Origin of the sequence: Streptomyces sp. NPDC101225, assembly GCF_044767585.1 — a bacterium.
GTDB lineage: Bacteria > Actinomycetota > Actinomycetes > Streptomycetales > Streptomycetaceae > Streptomyces.
Map to the genome: position 1 here is coordinate 270,167 of NZ_JBIWOE010000001.1, position 6,593 is coordinate 276,759.

Here is a 6,593-nt window from a genome sequence, read left to right on the forward strand (position 1 = left end):
GTTTTTCGACACCCCCCCCTCCTGGGGCGCCCCCCCCCCCCCCCCGGCCGGGCCGGGGGCCCCCCCCCCCCCCCCGGGGGGGGGGCCCCCCCCCCCACGCGGGGGGGCCCCCCCGACCGTGCGGGTGCGGCTCACTCCTCGGGCACCATGTCGATCGCCCCGCTCGGGCACTCCGCCGCACACAGCCCGCAGCCCTTGCAGTAGTCGAGGTCGATCGTGAACCCCTTGCCCGGTCCCAGCTTGATGACGGCGTTGTCCGGGCAGACGCCGTAGCAGTTGTCGCACTCGAAGCAGTTGCCGCACGACATGCAGCGCCGGGCCTCGAACAGGGCGGTGGACTCGTCGAGCCCCTGCACCACCTCGTCGAACGTCGAGACCCGCCGGGCCACTTCGAGCCGCGGCCGCACGGAGGCCGGGGCGTCCGAGTAGTACCAGGTGTTGAGCCGGTCGGAGGTGGCGGGCCCGTGCCGGGGGCCGGGGTCGTACACCGTGCCGCGCAGATACGCGTCGATGTGCCGGGCCGCCTTCTTGCCGTGTCCCACGGCCACGGTGACCGTGCGGTCGTCGGGCACCATGTCGCCGCCGGCGAAGATCCCGTCGTGTCCGGTCATCAGCCCGTCGGCCACCTGCACCATGCCGTGCTCCACGGCCAGGTCCGGCACGTCCCTCAGGAGGGAGAGGTCGGTGTCCTGGCCGAGCGCCAGCACCACGCTGTCCGCCTCCAGCTCCTCGAACTCGCCGGTGGGCTGCGGGAATCCGGACGTGTCGAGCTCCATCCTCTCGATGGTGAGCCGGCCCTCGTCGGCGTGCTTGATGGTCGACAGCCACTTCATCCGCACGCCCTCCTCCAGCGCCTCCTCGACCTCGATGTCATGGGCGGGCATCCGGTCGCGGGTGCGGCGGTAGACCACCACGGCGTCGGTCGCGCCGAGCCTGCGGGCGGTGCGGGCCGCGTCCATGGCCGTGTTGCCGCCGCCGTAGACGGCGACCCTGCGGCCCAGCAGGGGCGGTCCCTCGCCCTCCATGCTGCCGAGCAGTGCGACCGCGTCGAGGATGTGGGCGCTGTCGCCGGCCGGGATGTACGCCCGTTTGCCGATGCCCGCGCCGACCGCGAGGAACACGGCGTCGAATCCGCCGTCCCGCTGCGCGGCCAGCACGTCGTCGACCCGGGCGCCGGTCTCGAAGGCGACGCCGAGCGCTCGGATGCGGTGGATCTCCGCGTCCAGCACCTCACGCGGCAGGCGGTAGCGCGGGATGCCGTGGCGCATCATCCCGCCGAGCCGGTCCTGTGCCTCGCGGACGGTGACCTCGTGGCCCATCAGCCGCAGGTGGTACGCGGCCGACAGGCCGGCCGGGCCGGATCCCACGACCAGAACCCGCTTGCCGGAGCCGACCGTGGGCGGTGGCACGGTCCAGCCCTGCCTGATGGCCTCGTCGCCCAGGAAGCGCTCGATCGCGTTGATGCCCACCGCGTTGTCGACCTGGACGCGGTTGCAGGCCGTCTCACAGGGGTGGTAGCAGACGCGGCCCATGACGGCGGGCAGCGGGTTGTCGCGCATCAGCTGCCGCCAGGCGGCCGCGTAGTCCCCGCTCTCCGCGTGGTACAGCCACTGCTGGATGTTCTCGCCCGCCGGGCAGGCCTGGTTGCACGGCGGCAACCGGTCGACGTACACCGGCCGTTCGGTGCGCCAGGCGCCCGTGTGGTTGGCCAGGCTGGAGCCGACGTCCAAAGTGATCGCGAACGGTTTGTCCTTCACGGCGACGCCTCCTGAGGGGCCAGCAGTCCGAAGCGGGCGATGTTGCGGTCGGCCGTCCGTTGCAGCCGGGCGATGACGTCCTTCTGGACCTCCGGCCGGAAGAGGTGCGCGTACCGCTTCTGCGGGCGCAGGTACTCCTCCACCGGGAGCCGGCGCCGGATGGGTGTCACATCGGTGACCTCGCCGTCGACGGCCTCGAACACCGGGAAGAGGCCCGTCTGTTCCGCCAGCCGGGCGATGCGCACGGTGTCGTGGGAGGCGGTGCCCCAGCCCAGCGGGCACGGCACCAGCACATGCAGGTAGCGGGCACCGCGCATGGTCATCGCCCGGTGCACCTTCGCCTCCAGGTCACGCAGGCCCGCGACGGTGGCGGTGGCGACGTAGGGGATCTCGTGGGCCATGGCGATCAGCGGCAGGTTCTTGCCCTGCCCGAAGGGGGCGCCGGGCTGCTCGCCGACCGCCTGGGTGGTCGCCGTGCGGGCGGTCGGGGGAGTGGCCCCGGAGCGCTGCACGCCGGTGTTCATGTAGGCCTCGTTGTCGTAGCAGACGTACAGGACGTCGTCGTTGCGCTCGAACATGCCCGACAGGCAGCCGAGGCCGATGTCGACGGTCCCGCCGTCGCCGCCCTGTCCGACCACCCGGATGTCGGTGCGGCCCTTGGCGCGCAGTGCGGCGGCCACGCCGGCCGCGACCGCGGGCGCGTTCCCGAACAGGGAGTGCAGCCAGGGCAGTTGCCACGAGGTCTCCGGATACGGCGTGGAGAACACCTCCAGGCAGCCGGTCGCGTTCACCGCGATCACCTTGCCGCCGGAGGCCCGTTGGGCCGCGTCCAGGATGTAGCGGGCGCCGAGCGCCTCGCCGCAGCCCTGGCAGGCCCGGTGACCGCAGGTGAGCGCGTTGGAGCGGCCGGGGTCGGCCTGGTCGGACTGCGCCTCGGGCCCCAGCAGCCGGTTTCCGGCGGCGAAGCTGCCCACCTGGTAGAACTTGACCTGTTGTGCGGCGCTCATCGGTTGCTCCCCGCGTCCCGCAGGATGTTCTCGGCGGACGGACCGGACCGCCTGGTCCGCGCCATCCGCGCCAACTCCCGCTCCACCAGTTCGGTGTTCAGATCCAGGAACGTCAGCGGTTCCAGCCGCCCGGCGAGCGCGTCGTCGAACAGCCGGTGCAGCGACGCCTTGGTGATCGGCCGGCCACCGAGCCCGGCGACCACGGTGTGGCCGTCCAGCTGGATGCCGGAGAGCGCGGTGCGCACGTTCGCCGACACGATCCCGCCGATGCCGACCGCCAGCGCCCGCTCCAGGACCACCACTTGTCGGGCCCCGCCGAGCACGTCGCGCACGGCGTCCAGCGGGAAGGGCCGGAAGGACGTGATCGCCAGGGCGCCGATGCGCACCCCGCGCTCGCGCATCTCGTCGACGACGTCGCAGACGGTGCCGAACACCGAACCCAGCGCCACGACGATCGTCTCGGCGTCCTCGCAGGCGTAGGGATGCAGCAGGCCACCGGAACTCCGCCCGAAGGCATCACGGAACTCTCCGGCGACGCGGGGGATGGCCTCCAGCGCCTGCATCTGCTTGGCGTGCGCCAGATAGCGCACCTCGGTGAAGGCGTCCGGTCCGACCATCGCGCCGATCGACACGGGCTCGTGCGGATCCAGGACCTGACGCGGCTCGTACGGCGGCAGGAAGGCGTCGACCTGTGCCTGTTCCGGCACCTCGATGCGCTCCCAGGCGTGGGTGAGGACGAAGCCGTCCATGCACACCATCACCGGCAGGGACAGTTCCTCGGCCAGCCGGAAGGCCTGCGGGTGCAGGTCGGCGGCCTCCTGGTTGTCACGGGCGTACAGCTGGATCCAGCCGGAGTCGCGCTGCGACATGCTGTCGCTGTGGTCGTTCCAGATGTTGATGGGCGCCCCGATGGCCCGGTTGGCCACCGTCATCACGATCGGCAGGCCGAGACCGGAGGCGTTGTAGAGGGCCTCCACCATGTACAGCAGGCCCTGGCTCGCGGTCGCCGTGTAGGCGCGGGCGCCCGCCGCCGAGGCGCCGATGCACATCGACATCGCGGCGAACTCCGACTCGACGTTGACGTACTCGCACGGTTCGAGCTCCCCGGACTTCACCAGGCGGCTGAGCTCCTCGACGATGTGCGTCTGCGGCGAGATCGGATACGCCGCGATCACCTCGGGCCGGCAGCAGGCGACGGTCTCCGCCACCGCACGCGACCCCTCAGTCTGCTTGAGCATGCGCCCGCTCCTCCCGCTGGGCCTTCCTGACGTGGTCGTAGGCCTCCCGGGCCGCGGCGGCGTTGGCCTGCCCCAGGTCGCCCGGGAAGCGTTCGCGCACCGCGGCGGTGAGCGAGTCGATGGTCACGCAGCCGGTGAGCGCGGCGAGACCGCCGAGCAGGACGGCGTTCGGCACGGGACGGCCGACATGGCGTACGGCCAGTGCGGTGGCCGGGACGGTCAGGGCGCGGCCGTGGAAGCCGGTCAGCCCCAACCCGGAGACGGGGAGAGGGGAGTTGATGAGCACGGCGCCGTCGGGACGCATTCCGTCGAAGACGTTCACCTGGTGCAGCAGCGTCGGGTCCTGGACGACGAGGGCGTCGGGCCGCATGACGGGCTCACGCACCCGGATCGGCCGGTCGTCGATGCGGCAGAACGCCACCACCGGCGCCCCCGTCCGCTCCGATCCGAAGCTCGGGAACGCCTGGGCGTGGCGGTCCTCCATGAACGCCGCCACCGACAGCAACTCGGCGGCCGTGACGGCTCCCTGGCCGCCACGGCCGTGGATACGAACCTGGAACACGACACCTTCCCTTCCGGACCGGGCCCGGCGCGGGCCTCATATGTGCGGGACGACCGCCACCGGGCAGCGGACGTGGTGCATCGCCGCGTGCGTGACGGGCCCGGTGTGCGTACCGAGCCGGGCCGGGCGGACCTTGCGGCCCACGACCAGCAGGCCGGCGTCCTGGGCGCACTGCAGCAGCCGCTGCGCCGGGCGGCCGTTCTCCACCAGCGTCCGCACCTGCACGTTCGGGAACTTCTCGCGCCACGGCCGCAGTTCCTCGGCCAGCGCGCGCTCGGCGGCCCGCTGCGCGGTGGCCGTCATCGTTGCCGCGGCGGCCGGTGCCGCGAACGGCACGTGCCAGGTGTGCACCACCCGCAGCGGGGCGTTGCGCACCGCCGCGCTCTCGAAGGCGAAGGCGAGCACCTCCTCGCACGGGTGCGAGACGTCCACGCCGGCCACCACGTCGCGGTACGGGGCGCGCTCCGAGGGCAGGCCCGCCGCGTCGGGCAGATGCTCGTCCTCGGGGGTGCGGTCGGCCCGCACCAGCACCACCGGCCGCGTCGCCCGGGCCACCGTCGACAGCGCCACGGAACCGGCCATGTAGCCGCCGAAACCGCTGAACGCCCGGCTGCCCAGGACCAGCAGCTCGGACTCCGCGGCCGCCTCGACCAGCGCGTCCACCGCCGGCCGCGCCACCTGCTCGGCACTCAGATACACCTGCGGATGGCGCTCGTTGAGCTGGTCCATGGCTCCGCGCAGGATGCGCCGCGCCCAGTAGCGCGGCGTCTGGAGCTCGGGCAGCTGCGACGTCTCGGAGGACAGCCCCACCCACGCGTGCACCAGGCGCAGCGGCAGACCGCGCCGCAACGCCTCCCCGGCCGCCCACTCGGCGGCGGCGAGGCTCTCGGGCGAACCGTCCAGGCCCACGACAACGGGGCGAAGCACGGCCACCACCTCCCCGGGTCCTCGCCCGCCGACTGCACGGCGGGCCTTGTCACCTCCAGCGTCCTGGCCTGCGCCGCTGCCCGGCAGGGGCTGCGTGGCCCCCGGCAACAGGCCGAACGGCCCTCTGCCCGCCGACGGGTGCGTGACCGACGCTGGGAGGGCGGGGCGACGCGAGCACGCCGCGTGAGACGAGGACCCTGGAGGACGCCATGCACGGCTCTCCGCACATCGTGAGCGATGTCATGACCCGTACCGTCGTCGCCCTCGGCCGCGGAGCGACGTTCAAGGAGATCGTGAAGACGATGCAGCAGTGGCGGGTCAGCGCCATGCCCGTGGTGGAGGGCGGGACCCGGGTGGTCGGGATCGTCTCCGAGGCCGATCTGCTGCCCAAGGAGGAGTTCCGGAGCGGGAACCCGGACCGGCGCACCGAGCTGCTCCGCCTGGCCGACGTGATGAAGGCCGGTGCCGTGACCGCCGAGGAACTGATGACCGCGCCGGCCGTCACCGTGGCGCAGGACGCCACCCTCGCCCAGGCCGCCCGGCTGATGGCGCTGAAGAAGGTGAAACGGCTGCCCGTGGTCGACGCCGCGGGTGTGCTGCGGGGCATCGTCAGCAGGGCCGACCTGCTCAGCGTCTTCCTGCGGGACGACGAGGAGATCGCGGCGGAGGTGCGCGACGAGGTCGTCGCCGGCCTGTTCCCCGCGCCGTCCGAACCGATCCACGTCGAGGTGCGCGAAGGCGTCGTACGGCTGACCGGACGGATCGCGGACACCACCCTGGTGCCCGTCGCCGCACGGCTGGTGCGCGCCGTCGAGGGGGTCGTCGACGTGGACTGCGCGCTTGCGGGGCCGCGCCGCCGCCCGGACCTCGACCCGGACCTGCCGGACACGGACACCGCGGTCCCGCCCTCGCAGGTCGGCGGAACCGGCTGAGACGGCGCCCCAACCAGCGGATGCCAGAGGGATGTTGGGGCGTCAGGGCCGGGGGGGGCCCGGCCCCGGCCCCCCCCCCCCCCCCCCCCCCCCCCCCACCCCCCCCCCCCCCCGACCCCCCGCACCCAAAAAAAAACGGAATAAACAAAGAAAATATAAAAAAAATAAAG

6 protein-coding genes are annotated in these 6,593 nt (G+C 72.9%); 1 reads left to right on the forward strand and 5 read right to left on the reverse strand.

The window, feature by feature from the left end; all coding sequences use genetic code 11:
* Positions 1-131 precede the first annotated feature (131 nt).
* The 5 genes from ACIRPX_RS01265 to ACIRPX_RS01285 are packed head-to-tail and all read right to left on the reverse strand — an operon-like array spanning position 132 to position 5,491.
* Complete coding sequence (locus tag ACIRPX_RS01265) at positions 132-1,757, reverse strand: NAD(P)-binding protein (RefSeq protein ID WP_404187186.1); 1,626 nt, start codon at positions 1,755-1,757, stop codon at positions 132-134.
* A complete protein-coding gene (locus ACIRPX_RS01270) occupies positions 1,754-2,764 on the reverse strand; it encodes a thiamine pyrophosphate-dependent enzyme (protein ID WP_404187187.1) in 1,011 nt (336 codons plus the stop codon). The genes ACIRPX_RS01265 and ACIRPX_RS01270 overlap by 4 nt, the downstream gene beginning before the upstream one ends.
* Positions 2,761-4,002, reverse strand: coding sequence for a pyruvate ferredoxin oxidoreductase (porA, locus tag ACIRPX_RS01275; protein ID WP_404187188.1), 1,242 nt, complete (start codon positions 4,000-4,002; stop codon positions 2,761-2,763). Before porA ends, ACIRPX_RS01270 begins: the two co-directional genes overlap by 4 nt.
* A complete protein-coding gene (locus tag ACIRPX_RS01280) occupies positions 3,986-4,564 on the reverse strand; it encodes a 2-oxoacid:acceptor oxidoreductase family protein (protein ID WP_404187189.1) in 579 nt (192 codons plus the stop codon). Before ACIRPX_RS01280 ends, porA begins: the two co-directional genes overlap by 17 nt.
* 36 nt (positions 4,565-4,600) lie before the next feature.
* Positions 4,601-5,491, reverse strand: coding sequence for a universal stress protein (locus ACIRPX_RS01285; protein WP_404187190.1), 891 nt, complete (start codon positions 5,489-5,491; stop codon positions 4,601-4,603).
* A gap of 209 nt (positions 5,492-5,700) precedes the next feature.
* Between ACIRPX_RS01285 and ACIRPX_RS01290 the strand changes: the two genes are divergently transcribed.
* The gene (locus tag ACIRPX_RS01290; RefSeq protein ID WP_404187191.1) at positions 5,701-6,423 is read left to right on the forward strand and encodes a CBS domain-containing protein; all 723 of its coding nucleotides are present in this window, start codon (positions 5,701-5,703) and stop codon (positions 6,421-6,423) included.
* Positions 6,424-6,593 lie beyond the last annotated feature (170 nt).

Excerpts from the sequence above, each read along its gene's own strand:
- ACIRPX_RS01290 (WP_404187191.1), top strand. The coding sequence starts at position 5,701 with ATGCACGGCTCTCCGCACATCGTGAGCGATGTCATGACCCGTACCGTC.
- porA (WP_404187188.1), bottom strand. The coding sequence starts at position 4,002 with ATGCTCAAGCAGACTGAGGGGTCGCGTGCGGTGGCGGAGACCGTCGCC.
- ACIRPX_RS01270 (WP_404187187.1), bottom strand. The coding sequence starts at position 2,764 with ATGAGCGCCGCACAACAGGTCAAGTTCTACCAGGTGGGCAGCTTCGCC.